This is a genomic window from Hassallia byssoidea VB512170 (genome assembly GCF_000817785.2).
GTDB classification, from domain to species: Bacteria; Cyanobacteriota; Cyanobacteriia; order Cyanobacteriales; family Nostocaceae; genus Hassallia; species Hassallia carrinoi.
The window spans coordinates 1-18,216 of record NZ_JTCM02000022.1 but is presented as its reverse complement, the minus strand read 5'-3'; the positions used below and the strand labels follow the sequence as shown (position 1 = coordinate 18,216).

At 40.0% G+C, this 18,216-nt stretch carries 15 protein-coding genes and 1 pseudogene; 8 read left to right on the top strand and 8 right to left on the bottom strand.

The genetic code is table 11. The features are described from left to right. The first annotated feature begins 77 nt into the window (after positions 1 to 77). Positions 78 to 2,957 carry an excinuclease ABC subunit UvrA gene (uvrA, locus tag PI95_RS12465; RefSeq protein WP_039741905.1) on the top strand — a complete coding sequence of 960 codons (2,880 nt, stop codon included), beginning with the start codon at positions 78 to 80 and terminating at the stop codon, positions 2,955 to 2,957. Between the two features lie 55 nt (positions 2,958 to 3,012). Here uvrA and PI95_RS12460 read toward each other — a convergent pair whose 3' ends face one another. The 5 genes and pseudogenes from PI95_RS12460 to PI95_RS12440 form a co-directional block, all read right to left on the bottom strand. Next, positions 3,013 to 4,581 (bottom strand): HNH endonuclease family protein, encoded by a 1,569-nt coding sequence (locus PI95_RS12460; RefSeq protein ID WP_039741903.1) that lies wholly within the window; start codon positions 4,579 to 4,581, stop codon positions 3,013 to 3,015. Positions 4,582 to 4,818: 237 nt separating this feature from the next. Continuing rightward, positions 4,819 to 5,256 carry a helix-turn-helix domain-containing protein gene (locus PI95_RS12455; protein WP_236117045.1) on the bottom strand — a complete coding sequence of 146 codons (438 nt, stop codon included), beginning with the start codon at positions 5,254 to 5,256 and terminating at the stop codon, positions 4,819 to 4,821. Beyond that, positions 5,219 to 5,508, bottom strand: a pseudogene (locus tag PI95_RS12450) (type II toxin-antitoxin system HigB family toxin). The gene PI95_RS12455 and the pseudogene PI95_RS12450 overlap by 38 nt, the downstream one beginning before the upstream one ends. Positions 5,509 to 5,611: 103 nt before the next feature. Then, positions 5,612 to 5,827: a hypothetical protein gene (locus PI95_RS12445; protein WP_039741901.1), complete on the bottom strand. Its 216-nt coding sequence runs from the start codon at positions 5,825 to 5,827 to the stop codon at positions 5,612 to 5,614. A 136-nt stretch (positions 5,828 to 5,963) separates the two neighbouring features. Beyond that, entirely contained in the window at positions 5,964 to 6,398 is a 435-nt protein-coding gene (locus PI95_RS12440) for a C6orf136 family protein (protein ID WP_039741899.1), read from the bottom strand. A 193-nt stretch (positions 6,399 to 6,591) separates the two neighbouring features. Between PI95_RS12440 and PI95_RS12435 the strand changes: the two genes are divergently transcribed. Continuing rightward, positions 6,592 to 6,990 carry an LptA/OstA family protein gene (locus PI95_RS12435; RefSeq protein WP_039741896.1) on the top strand — a complete coding sequence of 133 codons (399 nt, stop codon included), beginning with the start codon at positions 6,592 to 6,594 and terminating at the stop codon, positions 6,988 to 6,990. A 67-nt stretch (positions 6,991 to 7,057) separates the two neighbouring features. Here the strand turns inward: PI95_RS12435 and PI95_RS12430 are convergent, their stop codons facing one another. Both PI95_RS12430 and PI95_RS12425 read right to left on the bottom strand, forming a co-directional pair. After that, entirely contained in the window at positions 7,058 to 8,212 is a 1,155-nt protein-coding gene (locus PI95_RS12430; RefSeq protein WP_039741894.1) for a glycoside hydrolase family 10-like protein, read from the bottom strand. A gap of 319 nt (positions 8,213 to 8,531) precedes the next feature. Next, positions 8,532 to 9,347 (bottom strand): DUF1206 domain-containing protein, encoded by an 816-nt coding sequence (locus PI95_RS12425; protein ID WP_039741890.1) that lies wholly within the window; start codon positions 9,345 to 9,347, stop codon positions 8,532 to 8,534. 204 nt (positions 9,348 to 9,551) lie between these two features. Here PI95_RS12425 and PI95_RS12420 point away from each other — a divergent pair, with 204 nt between their 5' ends. The 3 genes from PI95_RS12420 (at position 9,552) to PI95_RS12410 (ending at position 12,365) form a co-directional block, all read left to right on the top strand. Then, complete coding sequence (locus tag PI95_RS12420; protein ID WP_039741888.1) at positions 9,552 to 10,430, top strand: alpha/beta fold hydrolase; 879 nt, start codon at positions 9,552 to 9,554, stop codon at positions 10,428 to 10,430. Between the two features lie 366 nt (positions 10,431 to 10,796). After that, positions 10,797 to 11,252 (top strand): pentapeptide repeat-containing protein, encoded by a 456-nt coding sequence (locus tag PI95_RS12415; RefSeq protein WP_163518844.1) that lies wholly within the window; start codon positions 10,797 to 10,799, stop codon positions 11,250 to 11,252. A 672-nt stretch (positions 11,253 to 11,924) separates the two neighbouring features. Next, on the top strand, positions 11,925 to 12,365 hold the full coding sequence (locus PI95_RS12410; RefSeq protein WP_039741881.1) for a CAAD domain-containing protein: 441 nt from the start codon (positions 11,925 to 11,927) through the stop codon (positions 12,363 to 12,365). Positions 12,366 to 12,565: 200 nt separating this feature from the next. Here PI95_RS12410 and PI95_RS12405 read toward each other — a convergent pair whose 3' ends face one another. Further along, positions 12,566 to 13,600 carry an S-layer homology domain-containing protein gene (locus tag PI95_RS12405; protein ID WP_039741878.1) on the bottom strand — a complete coding sequence of 345 codons (1,035 nt, stop codon included), beginning with the start codon at positions 13,598 to 13,600 and terminating at the stop codon, positions 12,566 to 12,568. Positions 13,601 to 14,042: 442 nt separating this feature from the next. Here PI95_RS12405 and PI95_RS12400 point away from each other — a divergent pair, with 442 nt between their 5' ends. The 3 genes from PI95_RS12400 (at position 14,043) to PI95_RS12390 (ending at position 18,058) form a co-directional block, all read left to right on the top strand. After that, positions 14,043 to 15,050 carry a T6SS phospholipase effector Tle1-like catalytic domain-containing protein gene (locus tag PI95_RS12400; protein WP_039741876.1) on the top strand — a complete coding sequence of 336 codons (1,008 nt, stop codon included), beginning with the start codon at positions 14,043 to 14,045 and terminating at the stop codon, positions 15,048 to 15,050. A gap of 144 nt (positions 15,051 to 15,194) precedes the next feature. Further along, positions 15,195 to 16,832 (top strand): peroxidase family protein, encoded by a 1,638-nt coding sequence (locus PI95_RS12395; protein ID WP_039743881.1) that lies wholly within the window; start codon positions 15,195 to 15,197, stop codon positions 16,830 to 16,832. Positions 16,833 to 16,858: 26 nt separating this feature from the next. Then, a complete protein-coding gene (locus tag PI95_RS12390) occupies positions 16,859 to 18,058 on the top strand; it encodes a catalase family protein (RefSeq protein WP_039741873.1) in 1,200 nt (399 codons plus the stop codon). Positions 18,059 to 18,216 lie beyond the last annotated feature (158 nt).

Below are 18,216 nucleotides of genomic sequence, written 5' to 3'. Positions count from 1 at the left end.
CTGTTCTACTAAGACAGTAGTAAAGGTAGTATTATTAAGGACTTAACGCGCTGCCTCTATTTATTCAGCCTGCCGATATGTCAGACCAAATGCTTGCATCATCACTAAATGGTCATCTTCCTCACCCCAACCCCAACAGCCAGAATACGATTCGGATTCGGGGTGCGAGGCAGCATAATCTGAAAAATATTGATTTAGAATTGCCACGCGATCGCCTGATTGTCTTTACCGGGGTTTCTGGTTCTGGTAAATCTTCCTTGGCATTTGATACCATTTTCGCCGAAGGACAGCGCCGCTACGTCGAATCTCTCAGCGCTTACGCACGGCAATTTTTGGGACAATTAGATAAACCGGATGTCGAAGCAATTGAAGGTTTGAGTCCGGCGATTTCCATCGACCAAAAATCAACTTCTCATAACCCGCGCTCCACGGTTGGAACTGTAACAGAAATTTACGATTACTTGCGTTTATTGTTTGGACGTGCTGGTGAACCGCATTGTCCGATATGCGATCGCTGTATTGCACCGCAAACTATCGACGAGATGGTTGATCGCATTATGGATCTTCCAGACCGTACACGCTTCCAAATCCTCGCGCCGGTTGTCCGGGGTAAAAAAGGCACGCATAAAAAGCTATTATCAAGTCTTGCCTCTCAAGGTTTTGTCCGCATCCGCGTTGATGGGGAAGTGCGAGAACTATCTGATTCGATTGACTTAGATAAGAATTTTACCCACACCATTGAAGTGGTGATTGACCGCCTTGTGAAAAAAGACGGTATACAAGAGCGTTTGGTAGATTCTCTTTCTACGTGCTTAAAACAATCAAGTGGTATTGCTAACATAATCGTTACTCCATCTTCTGACAGCGAACAAGCAAGCGAACAAGAACTAGTATTTTCGGAAAATTTTGCTTGTCCGGAACATGGGGCAGTAATGGAGGAATTATCACCGCGATTGTTTTCGTTTAACTCACCTTATGGTGCTTGTCCTCACTGTCATGGATTAGGAAGTTTAAAAAGATTTTCCCCTGATTTGGTAGTACCCGATCCAGAAGCACCTGTATATGCAGCGATCGCACCTTGGTCAGAGAAGGATAATTCCTATTATTTGGAGTTATTATATAAAGTTGGGCAAGCTTATGATTTTGAACTGCAAAATAACTGGTATAAGTTAACACATGAACAGCGTCAAGTTATTTTGTTTGGAGAAGAAACCGCAGAACAAAATAAGCACAGTTACAAAGGGGCAATTCCGATTTTACAGCGACAGTATGAAGGTGGTTCGGAATTAATTAAGCAGAAATTAGAGCAGTATTTAGTAGATCAGCCGTGCGAAGTTTGCGGGGGGAAAAGGTTAAAACCGGAAGCTTTAGCAGTGCGGTTGGGACAGTATCGCATGTTAGATTTAAGTGGTGTATCGATTCGCGATTGTCGCCAGAAAGTTGATGAATTAAAATTGAGCGATCGCCAGTTGCAAATCGCTGATTTAGTACTGCGAGAAATTAAATCAAGATTGCAATTTTTGCTTGATGTCGGATTAGATTATCTCACCCTTGACCGTCCAGCAATGACACTTTCCGGTGGAGAAGCGCAACGAATTCGTTTAGCAACTCAAATTGGTTCTGGCTTAACAGGAGTTCTCTACGTTTTAGATGAACCAAGTATCGGTTTGCATCAAAGAGATAACGGACGCTTGCTGCGAACTTTAACTAAATTACGCGATTTGGGTAATACGTTAATTGTAGTTGAGCATGATGAAGAAACAATTCGTGCAGCTAACCACATTGTTGATATTGGTCCCGGTGCAGGAATTCATGGCGGATATATAATTGCTCAAGGTGATTTACAAACGTTATTAACAGCAGAAAAATCCTTAACGGGTGCATATTTATCGGGACGGCGAGTAATTCAAACTCCAGGAGAAAGACGCGAAGGAAATGGGCGAAGTTTGATAATTGAAAATGCCCATCGCAACAACTTAAAAAATATCGATGTAGAAATTCCTTTAGGTAAACTTGTCGCTGTTACTGGTGTTTCTGGTTCGGGAAAATCTACTTTAATTAATGAATTACTTTATCCAGCATTGCAACATCAACTTACAAAGAAAGTTCCTTTACCCAAACACTTACAAGGAATTAAGGGATTAAATGCTGTTGATAAAGCAATTGTAATTGACCAATCACCAATTGGACGCACACCGCGTTCTAACCCTGCAACTTACACAGGGGTTTTTGATGTTATTCGCGAAGTATTTTCGCAAACAGTAGAAGCTAAAGCGAGAGGTTACAAACCCGGACAATTTTCTTTCAACGTTAAAGGTGGACGTTGTGAAGCTTGTAGCGGACAGGGTGTGAACGTCATTGAAATGAACTTTTTGCCAGATGTTTATGTGCAATGCGAAGTTTGTAAAGGTGCAAGATATAATCGGGAAACTTTGCAAGTAAAGTACAAAGATAAGTCTATTTCTGATGTTCTCAATATGACAGTTGAGGAAAGTTTAGACTTTTTCCAAAATATTCCCAAAGCTTTTACGCGCTTGCAAACTTTGGTTGATGTCGGACTGGGTTACATTCAATTGGGACAACCTGCGACAACTTTATCTGGTGGAGAAGCGCAACGGGTGAAATTAGCCACTGAATTATCACGTCGCGCTACAGGAAAGACGCTTTATTTAATCGATGAACCGACTACAGGTTTATCTTTTTACGATGTCCACAAATTGTTAGATGTGTTGCAACGTTTGGTGGATAAAGGAAATTCAATTTTAGTGATTGAACACAATTTAGATGTGATTCGTTGTTCTGACTGGTTGATAGATTTGGGTCCCGAAGGTGGTGATAAAGGAGGAGAAATTATTGCAGCGGGGACACCAGAGGAAGTAGCGAAGAATCCGAAGTCTTATACTGGGCAATATTTGCAGCAAGTTTTGCAACAGTATCCAGCAAGTAAGGTAGGTTAGTGAAACGTAACGCACCTGACATTTACATTTAATTTCATGGCTGGCTTGGGAATATTTAATTCTTGAATGTTGTATTGCAATATGGGTGAGTTAACTGTGCATTATCTAAAGTACCTAAGCCACCATCTGCTTTTCTTTTAATGTGATCTATAGAGTTAATGCCACTGGGGAGATAGCCATTACAGATTTTACATCGTGGAGAACCAGGTAAAGCATCTCTGATAAAAGCTGCTGCTTTTGTTTCTCGTGAGAATTCTTTGCCTGGGGTATCGCTTGTATTACTTCTGGCTTTAGTTTTTAAAGTGCCAAAACTTTTATCTTTTTCAGCAATTATCTCTTTAATAACATTTTTCTTATCTGTTCCTTGAGACAATTTTTCAACAATTATCATAAAAAAATCTTTGACCTTTTCTCTTGCCTTAACCGCAGTAGTTTTAGTGACAATTTGTGGAACCATGTCATCTTGCCAAATCACCCACTCAAAATCTTTTCGGACTTTTGTAAATTTAGAAAAAGATTTAGTTTTTTCTAAATGTAGCATTAAGGTAACAATGCCGTAAAATGAACCAATTTTCGGCTTACCAGCGTTATTGTAAAAATATATTATTGGATGCAGACCAAGAGATGAAGGATGACTACTATTTATCCTTTGGATTACTTTTTTGCAATTCCTTAACAGTTCTACGGTTTTGTCTCCGGTTGGATCGTCTCCTAATTGATCATCTTTTTCTATATCATTAACCATATTAACAAACTCTAATATAACTTCAAGTTTTTCTGAAGTTGATAAATTTCCTACTATTGGTACATCTAGAGTTTTGATCGGATTTTTTAATTTTGGTTCAAAAATAAGTTGATGCAGTTCTTGAGCTATTGTTTCAATTTCATTCTGTTTTTCTGGCGAGAAATCTGACCAATATTTATGACCTGTACCACTTCTCATAATCGCACGAGCGGCAACACCATTAGGTGTCTTTCGAGCTTGCAACAAACGCATCTCAGTTTCGCCAATTGGTGCTGCTTTTTGGTTAATTTTGAAAAAAGATGCTTCCGCTTTGGCTGAATCACCTTCAACCCACTGAAGCTGGATTCCTAAAGCTCCTAAATTTCTTGCTCTGTCAAGAATTTTTTGATCTACTTGTTTTTGCTGCTGTGTTAATGATTGGTAATCTTTGTAAGAGCCTATTTTTTCCTTGATTAATTTCTTCACTTCTTGAGAAGCATTTTTCTGCTCTTCTGTAATATCTCCATCATAAAATTCTCTAGAAATCTTACCATCACCATAGTCATCATTTATCCAGGCTATTAAAGAACTAAGTCGATGGGAGCCATCAATAACAAAATAATAACTACTAGAACTTCTCCAAAGAATAACAGATGGTATTAAATCCCCATCTAAAAAACTTTCTATAAATCCACAAATTTTATCAGCTTCCCACTCATTAGTTTCTCTTTGAAAATCAGGTTTACGCAAAAACGGATAGAAAAAAGAGTTTTTTTCTAAATCCCGAACAGATATCATCGGAACATTTCTACCTATATTTTGACCTTGCTGATCTTGAATTTCAAATGCTTCTCTTGGTATTAGCGCATCTAAACTAACTTTTAGACTATCTTTCGCCATCCTCACTGCCTTTTTAAGTACAAAACTTAACGCAGTTATTTATATTACACCTAAATTACAACTTATAAATCTAACTTTTAACAGATTTGAAAGCATCTATGCTACTACTGATGGTCAACCAATCCACGCTGATGGACAAGTAAACTTGGACGGGAGGATTATAGAACATGAACTTGAAGGTTTAACAGGTGAAATATATGGTTATGTACAGCTTTTAAAGCGATCGCCACTGTAACATCAGCCTACGACTTTTAATCTAAAATAAACTTGCCTCGCATCAACGTGAAAAAACTCTCCCAAAGCCTTGGCTTGTTCTAAAGTGATTTCTAATTCACTATTAATAACCTTAGCAACAATCTCACTCGAACCAAAAACTTCTCCTAAATCAGCTGATGACACTCTAGCTTCCATCAAATGAAGAAGTCTTGAATGTGGTGTAGAAGTATTAAGTTGATAATGCTTATCTTCAAAATCCTCAATCAGTTTGACAAATAATTCCAACAAAGTATCTTCTTCAGGAGTGATATTAGGACGAGATAGTAGTTCTTCAACAACCTCTAAGAATTTATCGTTTTCCGCTTCTGTCTTAATAATCCTAGGCTGATATTTAGATAGTAATTGACTATAAAGTTCTGGGTTAATAGTAAGGGTCATTTTTCCAGTTGTCTTTGTCATATTCCGCATGAGTCAAGACATATTTAATGTATATGACCTGCTTCTCATAATTAATACTAACGATTAAACGATATTTATTGACTTTAATATTGTAAAGTTGCTTACTGCTTCCGCTTGAGGATAAACTGTTTGAACTTCTACCAAATTTCTCCAGTTTGCTTTACTGGCAATTCCGTACCGGTCATCCAGTGCTTCACAGCAATCAGCGTGTTCTTTGCATTTTCGTAGCTTTTTACGACTGATGATGTGTATTAAGTTATCATCAAGCTTTTGTCAGCACCCTATCACAATCTTCAAGACTAGAAGATGAACACAACCTGTGCGATCGCCTTTTAACTCAACACAGCAAATCATCCTATGCCATGCGTGCTAAAGCTAAATCACGAATTAACGGAACTCTAGAACTAATATAAGCACTTATGGCGCTGGTTTCTTCACTGGTAAGGAATTTCTTGTTTTCCAACTCCCTTAGTAACTGCTGAATTAGTTCCGCATCATTGAATCCCAAAAGAATATTGGTCTGGGTTTCCTCAATCACAAGCCAAATCTGACGTAATGTCGAAGAGTTCATCGGATATATCCCCACTGCTACAGCTTGTTCTCTGGTATAAGCATAACACTGCTCACGAGAATCTAAAGAAAATCTTAAGATATATATTTTGCCGAAAACCTGAAAGTACGCAAAAGTTAACTAATTAGATGAAAATCTAAGGTTTGCCGTCTCCTCCTTTGCGGATAAACTGGCTCAAAATCTCACTGGGCTTGCGATCCCAGGTGTCGATATGCTCATATATGAGATTATCTGAGTTTAGTTTGTAAGTAGAGTAGCCATTAAAAAGTATACGCGCTTTCCAAGGAACACGCAAAATACCGCGAACCGTCCACTTTGCTAAAATAGTATCTTCAGCTTCTTGATGCACGTCATGCACGTCGAAATAAATCTGCGTAAAAAATAATTTAGCGTGAAATCGCAAAGTCCAAAAGATTATCCGATAGTTGAATTTGCCTTTAAATTTATTTACCGGGTCGCGAAAATAGATATCCTGGCTATATATGTCGTAGGAAATATCCTGCTGAAAAAGCGTTGGTAAATCGTGTTTGAGAGTTTTGATTACTTCTTGCATTTTATATTGATCTTTCATGCGATCGCCCTCTAAATTTGCTCACATCACCTACAAAAACGATAAAAACTAACCCTGTAAATATAATGATAATATAGCTAATCATAAAAATATTTTATACATGTAACTTTAGTTCCATTTATATAATTACCGATATGTGATAAATTCACAGCAGACAAACGAAAAAAACAGCGTTTTCCAGCAAGATTAAATTATGACTTCCCTATCTATTCGGCGTATTGTTTTGTCTTTCTTACTGCCAGCAAGTTTAACCACTGTAACTTCACTTTCTCTAATCATAAACAGTGTTGGCGCTCAACAGCCAGACACACAGCCATCAGCGACGACACCTATCAACCAATCAACTCAGCCAGTTGCGGATGTGTATATTTGGCAAGGTAATGTTAAGTTCGATTTCAAAGCAGCGAAGATTAATGCCACAGCAGATAAAGCTGAAGTATTCCCTAAAGAACGCAAAGTTGTTTTGACTGGGAATGTAAAAATCCTTCAAAACGGAAAAATTCAGGAAACTGATACAGTAACGTATTTGTTTAAATACCAAGACAAATTTAACTTGACTGCCGATAAAGTGATAGCATCAAATTTCAAGTAATCGGCAGATGTTTGGTAGTTATGGCTTCAGCCCTATAGATTATTCAAAGTTAGGACGGCTGAAGCCGTCAGTACGAAATATTTCTCCAAAACTTCAGCAAACCCAGCCAATTTGAAGATGGCTTGCTGTTGCTAACAGCAACGTTACTCAAATCCGACAAAGAGGGAAATGAGGCAGTTTTAGTATAAGCATTATTTTGTAATACCTTAGCGAGGGCGTTATTATTGTCTCGCAAACCTTCGTAAAAAAAGAATACCTCTCCAGAAATACCGCGATCGCGATTGTACTCGATTGCCTGCATCAGATATTCTGGACTGATTGAGTAGTTTCCCAGCTTCATCAGAATCCCCGGTGCTAACCTCGGTGACATCACTGCAAATTGCTTTTTTACCAACTGGTCGATAATAGATTTATAACTTAGGAAATCACGGCGATAAATTTGCGGGTGGATTGTATCTACTATTTTTTGTTCTAGCCATTTGGGAGAGTCTTGCAGATATTCCTTTAATGCCCAATCATGAATATTCGGAGCCATTGATACTAAAAGGTTGGGATTTACCGCTTTGACTTGTTGATAAAGACGCGCTAAAAAGTCGGTGAGAATATTTGCTCGCCATTGCAACCATTGCTTATCCTGAGAGTTTCGTGGCGGATTTTTCCTAAATTGCTGCTGATAGCGTTTTACAGTTAATTGGTCGTAACCTCCTTCAGAAGGCAAAGCAGGCAGGCGATCATCTCCTTGAATACCATCAACATCATAATTCTTGACAACTTCTAGCACCAAGTTCAACATAAAATTTTGCACTTGGGGGTCAAGGGAATTCAGCCACTCAAAGCCGTTTTTATTGACTAAATTGCCATCGCGATCGCGTGCAGCCCATTCAGGTTTTTTCTCCAGCAACATCCCCCCATTCAAATTGTAGGAACTGGCAAAGCCGTATTCAAACCAAGGAATGACTTTTAGCCCTACTTGATGTGCTTCTGCGATCGCTTCTGCTAAAGGATCGCGACCAACAAAAAGCGGATCAATTTCCACCCCAAAAGTTTGCTGCATCACTTTACTAGGATACAGCGTTAGCGCCTTAGTCCAAACCACCGGAAATACTACATTAAATCCTGTCTGGGCGAGGAAATGCATCGCTTCAGCAATGCGTTCCCTTGACTTGAAAACCTTACTACCAGTAGTAGTAAGCCAAACGCCCCGCGTTTCAATTATTGTCATTTCTGAAACACCAAAATTTGTGACACTGCACCTTTTAACAAGAGAGGTAAAGGGCTTTTTTAAGAGGGGAAAAGGGGAAAGGGAAAAGGCATGGAAATAAAGAGTTATTTAAATACATGTATTATATTTTTCTTCCCCTGCAATAACCCACGACAAATGTGGACAGCCTTCATCAAAAATATTCGTGGAGGATCGAGGATCTACAAAACAAGGCTGTCCACATTTGTCTAGGGAAGACTTCGCCCCTTTCCCCTTTCACGGCAGGTGCTACAACGGGGGGAACCCCCGCAACGCACTGCCTCCCCTTTCCCCCTCCCTTTTAAGGCGTGATTAATTGACGATACCGCGCCTGTATCACCATATAAATACCATAAGCTACCAAGCCCAACGCCACAATACCCAAAAGCCAGGGTCCGTATGGTTGTTGCGCTAGCGTTTGTAACGCCTCATCTAAACCTCCTGCCGCACTAGCGTCAGACTGCCTTGCGGCACTAATTAAAAACCAACCGATAATGCAGAATACTATACCCCGTGCCGCTAAACCAAATCTGCAAATTGCCATCACCCACTGGCGTTCTTTATTGCTTAACTCAGTTAAATTAAGTTCTTTACGAAATTTGCCGCTAAAAGCTATATAAAACTGATAAAAACCTAAACCGATTACAAATGCCCCCGCAGTTCCAACTAACCATTGACCAAAGGGTTGAGAAAGTAAACGCCCTGTCCAATCTTCGGTGGAATTACTATTACCACCACTGCCCGAACCGAGGATAATTTTTACAGCGGTTAAAGCTAAAGAAGCATAAATCAAACCATTAGCTGCGTAACCAATTCGCTGTGCCAAACCTTTGGCATCAGTGCCTTTGTTTTCTGGGTCTTTAATTGCCTGTACAAAACGCCAAATTACAAAACCAATCAAGCCGATCGCAACTAAGAAAAGCAAAAATTTACCGAATGGCTGATTGACAATTGTCTGAAGAGCGCCTTGAGTATCAGTTGTTCTACCACCAGTGCCAAAAGCTGTCTGCGCTGCTAGTAGCCCAACAGTACCGTAAACTACTCCTTTTGATGCATAGCCAAATCGCGCCAGTCGCTCGACCCACATTGAAGTATGGTGTGTCAGCTGTTGTGTCATGGTAGTTGGGGAGAATTCTGTTTATGTTTGTACCAAGTTCTACCTATGATTTGCATCTATCTTTGGGCGAATTTTCTCATGCTAATACTAAAATCTTCCTTTAAGAATACTGTCTTTAAATAGAGGTGATAACACACAATACAAAACTATCATTCAAACATCTGTTACTTTATCAGCCAGTATTTTCTTTCACCTCAATTAATTATGTCTGTAATCAAAGATTCTTGGCAGCACGAATACATCACGACTAACGGAATTAAACTACACTATGTCACTCAAGGGGAAGGTCCCTTGATGTTAATGTTGCATGGATTTCCAGAATTTTGGTATTCTTGGCGGCATCAAATACCTGAATTTGCTGCATATTATAAAGTAGTTGCCCTTGATTTGCGCGGCTACAATGATAGCGACAAACCAAAAGAGCAATCAGCTTATGTCATGGATGAATTTGTCAAAGATATCAAAGGAGTAATTCAAGGATTGGGATATGAAAAGTGTGTTTTAGTCGGACATGATTGGGGAGGTGCGATCGCCTGGAATTTCGCTTACGATTATCCGGCAATGGTTGAGCGATTAATAATACTCAATCTGCCTCACCCCGCCAAATTTGCTCAAGGTTTCCGCACTCCTCAACAGTTGCTACGTAGTTCTTATGTCTTCTTTTTCCAATTGCCTTTAATACCGGAATTATTAATTCAAAGCGGAGATTATCAACCAGTTGAAATGGCTTTTAAAGGTATGGCAATTAATAAAAGTGCTTTCACCAAAGCTGATATTGACGCTTACAAAGATGCCGCAGGCAAACGCGGTGCTTTAACAGCAATGTTAAACTATTACCGCAACGTTTTTCAACAAAGATTGATAGGACAAAATTGGGGTATTTTAGAAGTGCCAACTTTAATGATTTGGGGAGAAAAAGACACCGCGCTGGGTAAAGAACTAACTTATGGAACAGAAGCTTATGTGAGAGACTTTCAAATCAAATACATTCCCAATTGTAGTCATTGGGTGCAGCAAGAGCAGCCTCAGTTAGTTAATCAGTATATGCGAGATTTTTTGTATATTAAAGAACAAATAAACTGATGATTTCTTTTGGTAGAAGAGAATTATCTTCTCTCTACCTAAATTTATTCATACCATAAACTAAGTTGATGGGCTGCCTATTTACTTAGGAATAAATACTCATGAATATTTCCAGATAAATTATGTCGAATAATTTATAATCTTAAAAATATTTAACAAAATAAATTTACTGAGGTTCGCTAATCATCCGGAACTGAAAAAGCAACAGTATTTATCAAAATTTTATCTATTGAATCTGTATGATTACAAAAGCAGATACATATCACAAATTAATTGTGTAGTCAATCTGTATCCTTAAGGAATTTAGTGAGATAATAGAAATCGTGAGGAACAGAACGGATGCAACTGATGTTGCAAAGAGGAAGAATTATGAAAAAGCTATTAGCAGCTTTAATCTTGGCTAGTCCCCTATTTTTTGCGAATGTAGTTAACGCTAAAAATCCGCAGGATTTACAAAAACTACTGACAACTGGGGAATGTGTTAAGTGCAATCTATCAGGAGCCAACCTCAGTGGTGCTCATTTAATTGGTGCTGACTTGAGAGAAGCAAATCTTGAAGGTGCCAACCTCAAAGGTGCAAATCTTGAAGGTGCTGATTTAACTAGTGCCAATTTGGGTGGTGCTAACTTAAGTTCGGCTTATCTTACCAATGTCAATTTTAAGCAAGCTAATCTGAATGCGGCAAATTTGACTAAGGCGACAATCCATGATTCTAATGTGTATCAGGCATCAATGAACGATCTAAATATCGCTGATGCTGACATATTTTATACAGGCATCGGTATCGGGGGCGAAGATGCACAGATTCCCGATTGGCGCTAAGTTGAATTTGGCTGGCATTTCAAAATAAAATACTGGCTGGCGGTTTTTAGGGGTAGAGACGTTCCGGTGGAACGTCTCTACTTGCTATTTGCAAGGATTATCCTTAAAGCCGCCTGTTTTTTTTGCTGTAATTGATACGAAAAAGATGTCAGGGATATGTTTATTCTTGATTGAGTCGAATAGACTCAGGTTTTGAAAGCGCTGAAGCGCATACTACGTAATCGTCAAAAAGTCAAGATTATGTTAATATATAAAATTTTTATGACGCCTGAATCTTAATACTAATGAGTTAATTGACGATCGCAGCTACGACTAGCTTTAAAATCATGTAAAATCGGCGTTTAGACTTGTATAAGTAAGAGGTGGACTGATTTTGGCATGATTTGTACTGATTTGAGGGCGATCGCTCTTAACTTACACTTCGGTTGGATAACTGCCTTCAAATAAATTCGAGTTGGAGAAGAGTGAAACCAACGAATGAATCCTCACTTTGAACGAGCGCAAAGCTGCTTTCTAACTTATATCCTCCTACTGGGTTTCTACCTTGTAGTCGATGAAGTAGTAGAAAGACGCAACTATGGTGATAGCAAACCGAAACTTTTTTGTACTCTATAATCAGTCGTGCTGATTGGTTGTAACTGTCCGGATGAGAGTCACTCAACTGTAAAAATTATGGAAGCCCAAATGCAAGAACCGGAATACAAGGAAACCAAGTCCCCAGAAGCAACTATGACAGATATCAACAATCAAACAGGAACCATAACCAAAATCCAGCCTCCGGTGGAAACTCAGGATCAATTGCGACAATACGGAGAGCAAGTTTCGCGATTTTTGGCGACACTGCCCGAATACCTGGGAAACTTCTTCAATGAGTATAAACAGCCGCTAGTTAGCATTGGTTTAATTTTGGGAGCGATTGTCAGCGTCAAGGTACTCTTGGCAGTATTGGATGCTTTGAATGATATTCCTTTAGTAGCACCTACCTTTGAGTTGATTGGTATTGGATACTCTGCCTGGTTTGTTTACCGCTATTTACTCAAAGCCTCAACTCGTGAAGAGTTAACTAGTGAAATCACAACGCTCAAATCACAAGTTGTCGGCAAAGACGATTAAAAATTGGGCATTGCATAACCACCGAATGAATCGTAGAGACGTTCCAATGGAACGTCTCTACAATATGTTCAATTTTTGACATGTTTTACCGAATAAAGGATGAAGGATAATGTATAAATTTTTATATACTTTATCCTTCTCTTATCAAACACCAAAGAGAACATATTTTATCGTTTAGCCGATCGCTCGCATTACAAAACTTATTGTGGCGAACGCACAATATTTTCCGATTGAATTGGTTGCAGCCTTCCGGTTCGCACTAAAGCTTGATGAACCATCGCTGCTACCTCACCACGGGTAGCTTCTCTGTTGGGAGCAAAAGTGTTTGGATCTGGATAGTTTACCACAAGATTATTCGCTGTAGCAGCCGCTGTCTTGCCAATGGCGTAGTTAGGAATCTCTTTGGCATCTTTGAAGACGCTTAAAGTCTTATCGGCAGAAGTAGGTTCTTTCAAATTTAATCCACTGACAAGGGCAACTAAAACTTGCACTCGCGGAATTCTTTGGTTTGGTTTGAAGGTTTTGTCAGGATAACCTTTGAGAAATCCGGTGTTGATAGCTTGCTTAATTGCTGGATTTGCCCAGTAATTTTCTGGGATATCGTCAAAAGCGATCGCGTTCGTGGCAAGCTTATTATTGAAAGCTTCTTCTAGTATCGCCGCAAATTCAGCACGAGTTACAGGCTGATTTGGTCTAAAAGAATAATCAGGAAAGCCCTTAATAATCCTACGAGAAGAAAGAACATTAATAAACCGGCTTGCCCAGAAGTCATTAGGCACATCGTTAAATGCAATTGGCGGTGGAATTGTAGACTTTTGCTCAGAAGGAGTCACCACGCGAAATGGTTCTTGAATGTTAGGAGAAGGTGACAATTGCACCTGTGGTGGTGCAGCTGGAGCAACCGGAAATGGCAAAATCAGCGTCGGAATCGCTCCTGGAGATGGAGACGGATTTACTAAAGTAGGTTGATCTACAGTAGCAGGTGGAGCCGACGGCGGTACAGTATTTAAATTCGAGTTTGCATTTGGTTGTATCTGAGTCGCTGGAGGAACTGCGACAGAAGCTGTCGGGGAGGGTGACGGCAAAACGTTAAAGTTCCAGCCAGAATCTCTGCGGGAAAATGCCCAAAACAGAACTGCCCCAATAGTCGCAAAGGCAACCAGAATAGCAATGAATTCATCAAAGCCGAGGGCATTTCTTTGAGATGACCGAGGATCGGGAGGTGTGTTTGTCATTGTAATTACCTTGATAAAGGTAAAATTTGTATCTAAACAAATTAAGCCATAGATGGCACCTTTACACCACTGTTTTATTAAGATTCGGGGTTATCCCTCGCTTCAACGATAAGGGACTTCCAAAGAATAAATTAAGGAAAAAAAATCAAGAGTCCAAACCTCGATATTAATGATTATCATTATTGTTCATTAATTTTCTTGTTTGGAAGTTCCTTATTTGATATTAAGATTTAATAAATTTCCTCGTCAACTATTTTAACAATCCTTGCATTCTGATTAGGAAAGTGAGAGAATGCCGATGTTAATTTAAAGCAATTTTTGCGCTTAACATTCATCAAAGTAGACATATGTTGAGATATAAAATGCATTGGCTCTGGCTCTATGCCGAACCCACATTTGATAAAAAGTTGATTTGATTACTCAAAGGTTTTGAAATACAACTATGAAACGTATTGTAGTTTGCTGTGATGGAACCTGGCAACAGTTAACGAGTCCTTACCCAAGCAATATAGTTAAGCTGGCTCAATCTGTCAAACCGATCGCCCATGACGGGGTTACACAGATCATATTTTATGACGAGGGCATTGGAACCGAGAGTCAAAAGGTTTTAGGTGGAGCTACCGGACTAGGAATCGATAGAAATATAGAAGATGGCTACCGATTTCTTAGTCTCAACTATGTTCCTGGTGACGAAATCTATCTGTTCGGCTTCAGTCGCGGTGCTTACACAGTTAGGAGTCTAGCGGGGATGATTTATTGCTCCGGTCTTTTAGACCGTCCCCATGTCACCAAAGCACACGAAGCTTACGAGCTTTACCGTAACCGAGGTATTAAACCCAGAGATGAGGACGCAAGTAAATACCGTAAAGACTACGGAGAGCGCGTCCCTATCACCTTGCTTGGTTGTTTTGATACCGTCGGTGCCCTTGGTATTCCTGGAATACCCGCCTTCAGCAAGTTACACGAACAGTTGAATAAGCGGTATAGATTCCATGACACTACTTTAAACAAATGTGTTGAGAATGCATTGCACGCTGTGGCGATCGACGAAATGCGCGAAGTATTTGATGTAACTCCCATGAAAAAGCATCCGGAAGCTGAAAACCAGCGAGTGATTCAAAAATGGTTTCCAGGTTCGCATGGTTGCGTTGGTGGTGGAACCGAAGAACATAGCGGCTTATCAGATGCTGCCTTACAGTGGATGATTGATTCCATCGGTGTTCTAAAATTGGGGCTTGACTTAGATCCAAGTGTGATTCCGACAGGTATTAACCCCAATTATGAATGTGACTTTAATAACGATGTTGGATTCTTTAAATTGGCAGGAATCAAGTTGCGTGAAGTCGGCGATGTTATTGAAGACCTTCATGAAAGCGCGGTTAACCGTTTGAAAAGTCGCAACGACTATCGACCCAAGAATCTACTTCATATTATCGACAAACTGAAATAATCTCTTAATAATGTTGTTTCCAGGAGCGCCTGCTTTAGCGCTCCTACTGATGTTTTAGTCTTGCCAAAACCATCAGCAGAAATAACCCTTATTTTGAAACAGAAGCAAGCGATTAAGTCAACAAGCGATTCTAAAGGAGAAATTATGACCGCAAAAAGAGACACATCAAGAGATGGGTTAAAAAACAAACTTGAGACTGCTGTTTTAACTGGCTTTAAACCAATTTGGAAGTTTATTCAAAGCAACCCAGGTCTCGCTAGAAAAGTAAACAAAACTCTCACTAACAATGCCATATTAAAAATTCCGACTCGTCCATATCCGTTTAGTACAATGTCTCCCTATACATCCTGGGATTCGTTGATCGATCGAACATATTCAGGACTCCAACTACCACCTCTAGATTGGAAACCCTTGACTAATGAAAACTATATCGGTATTAATTTAACACCTGCTGAAAAGTTTGAGAAAAATCTGCCGCCGATTCAAGATTTGGAGATTTTGTATCGTAAAATCGGGGAAACGAAATACTCACCTAAATCCTCTCTAATTTTCCCCTATTTTGTTCAATGGTTTACAGATAGCTTTCTAAGAACCGATCGCTTCGATCCCCGCAAGAATAGTTCCAACCACCACATCGATATGTGCAATGTCTATGGGTTAAATCCCAAGATTACACATTTGCTGCGATCGTATAAAGGCGGTAAGCTAAAAAGCCAAATTCTTAATGGGGAAGAATATCCTCTGTTTTATTATGACGAAGACGGAAAACCCAAAGAAGAATTTAACGGGTTGCCCCATCTTTACACCGACGACACCCCAAAAGCAGAAACGTTCCCTCCAGAAAAGAAACACAAGCTGTTTGCGATGGGGTTAGAAATAGAACGAGCAAACGTGCAAATCGGCTATGTCATGCTGAATGTTCTTTCCTTAAGGGAACATAATCGCGTATGCGATCTTTTGGCAAAAAATTATCCGGCTTGGGATGATGAACGCCTTTTCCAAACGGCAAGAAATGTTGTCATGGCTGAATTTCTCAAGATTGTTTTAGAAGATTACATCAACCACATAACTCCCTATCACTTTCAATTTTTCACCGATCCCCTCGCATTTACTGATGAAAAGTGGTATCGCCATAATTGGATGTCGGTGGAATTTAGTTTAGTTTATCGTTGGCATAGTATGCTACCCGATACTTTAATGTACAACGGGCAAAAGCTTCCCATGCCTGCCTCGATGTGGAACAACGACATGATTATCAACAAGGGATTAGGAGCCATCTTTGAAGAAAGCTGTTCCCAACCCGCAGCGCAACTGAGTTTATTCAATACACCTGAATTTCTAATTCCCACGGAAATAGCTAGTATTCGCATGGGTCGTGAGGCAAAATTAAGAAGCTATAACGATTATCGAGAATTATGCAAGTATCCCCGCGTAACTGAATTCAATCAGATTAGTAGCGATGAAAAAGTCCAAAAAGAACTGCAACGATTGTATGGTCATGTAGATAATATTGAGTTGTATGTAGGACTCTACGCAGAAGATTTACGACCAAATTCAGCCTTACCACCTTTAGTCGGACGACTGATAGGAATTGATGCTTTTTCTCAGGCGTTTACCAATCCTTTGCTAGCAGAAAGTGTCTTCAATCCAGAAACTTTTTCACCAGTAGGTTGGGAAGAAATTCAGAATACCAAGACCCTTTCACAAGTGGTGCATCGTAATATTCCTGAAGGTAAAACGTATCGAGTTTCCTTTTATCGCCAGGATTGGCAACCTGTTTAATAAAATTCATGAATTAGGGGGTGGGTATGAGCAAGAAGTTATTTACGGAATATCCCGAACAGGATGAACGCAAATACTACGATCGCCTGGTCGAGCAAGTCAAGAACCGCATGGACGAGCTGTTTAAGGACAAAGAGCGGGCGCTGCGAGATACCCACGCCAAAACTCACGCTGGTGTTAAAGGAACTCTGGAAATTTTTGACTTTGATCAGGAAGCGATTAAACGTGAATTGAACAAACGTATTTCATTGACTTCTTCACAGCTTAATGCTGTTGAGCTTAAGCAAGGCTTGCTCTCCTCACCCAAACAATATCCTGTGTGGCTGAGATTTGCTAACGGGCGCACCGAAGTAAAAGATGATTACGTCTCAGACACGCGCTCAATGACGCTGAAAGTGATGGAGGTTGAAGGAGAACGGCTTGATCAAAGTCATGAGTCGAAAACCCAGGACATTATAGCTCAAAATGCAGAGATATTTTTCATCAAAAGCATTAAAGACTATTACGGCTTTTTTAGTACTGCTGCTAAATCACAAGAGGCAGCAAAAAAGTGGCTCCTACAACATCCTCAGCAGTTCTTAGCACTTCTCAAAATTACAAGCCGGACTCCGAAGAGTTTGCTAACAGAACGATATTGGAGCGGTTCAGCTTTTGCTTTGGGTCTCAACCCTAATTTTGATGTTTCGCAGACTGATTTAGTTCCTGTCGAATATCCTGCTGCGATAAAATATGCCTTTACTCCAGTTTCAGCCGCACCAGCGCACGACAGGATTTCATTCTGGTCCCGACCGGGGATTCCTAAACTTCCCTTTGGCGATCGCGCTAAAGCACTAGGTTTAGATGGTACTCAACCAGACAATTATTACCGCAATGAGCTAATCCAAGCCTTGGAGAAACCTGATGCCCAATACTGTTGGGACTTTGGCATCCAGTTCCAAACTAGCTCGAAGATGTCAATTGATGATGCCACCATTGTCTGGCAGGAAAGAGAATCACCTTTCTTCACAGTAGGTCGTCTCACCGTCAAGCATCAGATCGTTGATTTTGAAAAACAATACGATTTCTGTGAAAACCTGCAATTTTCTCCCTGGAACGGTCTGGCAGTCCATCGTCCGATCGGTGCGCTTAATCGTCTACGCAGCGTTATTTACCCGGTTGTAGCTGAGTATCGCCATCAGAAGCGAGGTCTTGTCTACCAAGAGCCAACTGTCGATGAGACCTTTTAAATAGGCTGCCGCGATCGCAGCTTGGAATAAACTCAATCGATTAATTAATCCTACCTTTGAAAAAATGAAACTATTTACTGAATACCCAGAAAAAGACGAAGCCAAATATTGCGATCGCATGAGTGAGCTAGTCAAAAAGAACATGGACAATCTTTACG